We start from the raw sequence: 2,921 nt of genomic DNA on the forward strand, positions 1-2,921 counted from the left end.
GAGCATCAAGTAGGCTGCTCCTCGGCTTGGAGGTTGACTAATGCTGATAATCGCCCTGGTGCTGGCGTTGATCGGGCTGGCCGCACTGGTTTTCGCCGTGGTCACCAGCAACGCGCTGGTGGCCTGGGTGTGCATCGGCGCCAGCGCTCTCGGTGTGCTGCTGTTGATCGTCGACGCCATCCAGGAACGCCGGCGTCAGCGGGCGGGGTCGGTCGCGTCCGCTGCCGGCGCCGTCGAGCCGGTCACGTCCGAGCGGGTCACCACCGAGCGGGTCAAGATCGGCGACGGCGAAGCGGAGGCGGCGGCCGATGAGCCGACCCTCGAGGTCGGCGGCGCGGAGGTGGAGAGCCCGGAGGCCGTTGACGAGCAGGCCGACGGGGCCGACGAGGTCGAAGCCACCGAAGCCGCCGGCGACGAGACTGCGCTCTGACGCTGCGCTGTCAGGCGGCGCCGGTGGTAGGTGTGGCCAGCAGCTCGCGGACCTCGTTGTCGCCGACCTGACAGAAATCCAGATACGCCCGGCCGACGGCGTCGAAGCCGGCTGGCATCGACACGCAGACCAGGTCGTCGGCCTCCTGGGCGATCTTCTGGCACGCCGACGCCGGGCCCACCGGCACCGCGACGACCACCGATGCCGGTTCCGCCGCCTGCACCGCCCGCACCGCGACCAGCATGCTGGCGCCGGTGGCGATCCCGTCGTCGACCACGATCACCGTCCGTCCGCGCAGGTCCGACAGCGGACGCTCGCCCCGGTAGGCGTGCTCGCGGCGGCGCAGTTCGGCTGTCTCGCGTTCGATCACCGCCTGCACCTGCGCGGCGCTGATCCGCAGGCCGGAGACCACGTCGTCGTTCATCACCACCTGGATGCCGGTGGCAATGGCACCCATCGCCAGCTCGGAGTGCTGCGGCACACCCAGCTTGCGGACCAGGAAGACGTCCAGTGGCGCGCGGAGGGCGCTGGCAACCTCCCAGCCGACCGGAATCCCGCCGCGGGCCAGGCCCAACACCAGGACGGCGCCGCCGCGGTATCGGGCGAGCTGCCCGGCCAGCACACGTCCGGCGTCTCGGCGGTCACGGAACATCGGCGCCGACGTCTGGGGCAGGAACCCACTCAATCGAGACATCTCACATCCGAGCCTACGACCGGCGCCGGCGGTGCGGTGGGCTACCCGCGGTCACAACGATATCCGCGGGGGACTTGAACCCCCACGACACGAGCCCCGACCGGGCGAATCGGTACCGGATGATCGTCGTCCCCAGCTGCCTGCGATGTCCGGTGCGGCCAGCCGAGACGGTGTCGCAGGTGACCGGGCCCGGTTCCCGACTCGACACTCCGTAATCGTGAAATCTGCTGGCGCGCAAGCTGGATACACCGTGGCCTCCCACTGGTGGGGGCAGCCTGGTAAACCTGCGTTCGGCGACGCGGTGCCGGGACTCGCCTCGGGGCGCCGACCGGCCCTTGGCTCATGCCCATGCATCCCGTCGGACCCAACTCGATCCCAGCGTCGCGCAGCTTCAGGCGTGCCGCGCGTTGAATTGCACTTGTCGCTATGCGTTCGGTCTAAACTCTTGGTGATCAGCGCGCGTCCGGCACCGGCCGCCACACATGTCCGTTCCGGACTACGATGTGGATCGCATTAAATTTAACCAACAGTTAAGTGTCAGGACGTTAGCGTTTATCGGGCGTCAAATAATCTCCTGGACCACACTACAAATACGCGTGTATAGCCCGGTGTGCGTCGCTCACGGGCCTGACGGCATGGAGCCGAGCGCTAAACACGCCGCCGGCGCCGGGTTGCGGACCGGTCACCTTCGACGGGTGCCCACCAACGCCGCGAACAACTTCGCGAATCGGTCAGCACAGCACGGCCAGACCCGCCCGCTCGGCCGCCAGGCAACCGCATGACGATTTCCGCATCACCGTCAAGGATGAGCTCTACAACTCGATCGAGACCGCATAGGCGATGCAAGGCCGATAGCCGGGGGTCATCCGTCACCGATGACGCGGCTCATGACAACGGTGTCCCAGGGGACTTGGCCAGCTGCGACACGGGCAATCGAATTCGTGGTTGGCCGTGACCAGCCTGGGTGACCGGCGGAAGCGGATGTCCTGCGGGATCAGGAGGGCACGATGCTGAACGCGGGCACATGGCGAGGCTGGACGGTGTCGAAGTCTCTGCGGTTCACCGTGGTAATGCCGAGGCGTTCGGCGACGGCTATCAGCGAGGCGTCGGTGCCGCCCAGCCGGCGATCGGCGTATTGGCGGACGAGTTCGGACATCCGCCGCAGGTCGGCGTCAGTAAGGTCCACTGGGCGGAATTGACGAGCGGGCTCGCTGCCGACCGAATCGAGGAGCTGTGCCTCGGCGGTCGGGCCGCCGAACCGGTCGATGAGCTAGCACGCCTCGGCCAGAACGGTGATCGGAAGGGCCAACTGGCCAGTCTGCTCCTGCAACCAGCGGCGACAGCGTTGGTGTGCTGTATCGGACCGATCCGCCAGCGCCACGATGACGTTGGTGTCTACCAGGATCACAGCGGCCGGTCAGCGGCCGAAGCCGTCGGCAAACAGCTCGTCGACCGGCTGGGATAGGTCGCGGCGGCCGCTGTCGAAGCTCCCGACGAACTCCGGCAGCGGTCGGCGACCGGCGTCAGCAGCGGTAGAGCGGGGCTGTGCAATCGGCTCGACTGCGCGTAGCGCACGCTCGGTCTGCTCGTCGTCCAGAGCGTCGACAAGCACGTGTAGCCGCTCGCGGGTGGTCATGGATTCATTGTGCCAGGCCAGCGGGACGGGCTGAAGGCCCGTCTTGACCGAGCCGAGCGACCTCACCGGAAAATCCCCAGGGTGAGTGGGCAGGCGACAGCTACCCGGCGGAGCTTGCGTAGCCGGGTGTCTTTGGCCGCGTTGTGGTCAGATCAGGCGGC

4 protein-coding genes are annotated in these 2,921 nt (G+C 67.8%); 2 read left to right on the forward strand and 2 right to left on the reverse strand.

Features of this window, described 5'->3' with window-relative positions; all coding sequences use genetic code 11:
* Positions 1-40: 40 nt before the first annotated feature.
* Positions 41-430: a hypothetical protein gene (locus tag AC2VNT_RS09950; protein ID WP_486946697.1), complete on the forward strand. Its 390-nt coding sequence runs from the start codon at positions 41-43 to the stop codon at positions 428-430.
* Positions 431-440: 10 nt separating this feature from the next.
* Here the strand turns inward: AC2VNT_RS09950 and AC2VNT_RS09955 are convergent, their stop codons facing one another.
* A complete protein-coding gene (locus AC2VNT_RS09955; RefSeq protein WP_486946698.1) occupies positions 441-1,124 on the reverse strand; it encodes a phosphoribosyltransferase in 684 nt (227 codons plus the stop codon).
* 1,024 nt (positions 1,125-2,148) lie between these two features.
* Between AC2VNT_RS09955 and AC2VNT_RS09960 the strand changes: the two genes are divergently transcribed.
* Positions 2,149-2,589, forward strand: a complete 441-nt coding sequence (locus tag AC2VNT_RS09960; RefSeq protein WP_486946699.1) for a hypothetical protein — start codon at positions 2,149-2,151, stop codon at positions 2,587-2,589.
* Here the strand turns inward: AC2VNT_RS09960 and AC2VNT_RS09965 are convergent.
* Complete coding sequence (locus AC2VNT_RS09965) at positions 2,542-2,826, reverse strand: hypothetical protein (RefSeq protein ID WP_486946700.1); 285 nt, start codon at positions 2,824-2,826, stop codon at positions 2,542-2,544. The genes AC2VNT_RS09960 and AC2VNT_RS09965 overlap by 48 nt on opposite strands.
* Positions 2,827-2,921: the final 95 nt, after the last annotated feature.

The sequence above is a fragment of the Mycobacterium sp. TH-M15 genome, from assembly GCF_057473705.1.

Coding starts and splice junctions, on each gene's coding strand:
- AC2VNT_RS09960 (WP_486946699.1), top strand. CDS start 2,149: ATGGCGAGGCTGGACGGTGTCGAAGTCTCTGCGGTTCACCGTGGTAAT.
- AC2VNT_RS09955 (WP_486946698.1), bottom strand. CDS start 1,124: ATGTCTCGATTGAGTGGGTTCCTGCCCCAGACGTCGGCGCCGATGTTC.
- AC2VNT_RS09950 (WP_486946697.1), top strand. CDS start 41: ATGCTGATAATCGCCCTGGTGCTGGCGTTGATCGGGCTGGCCGCACTG.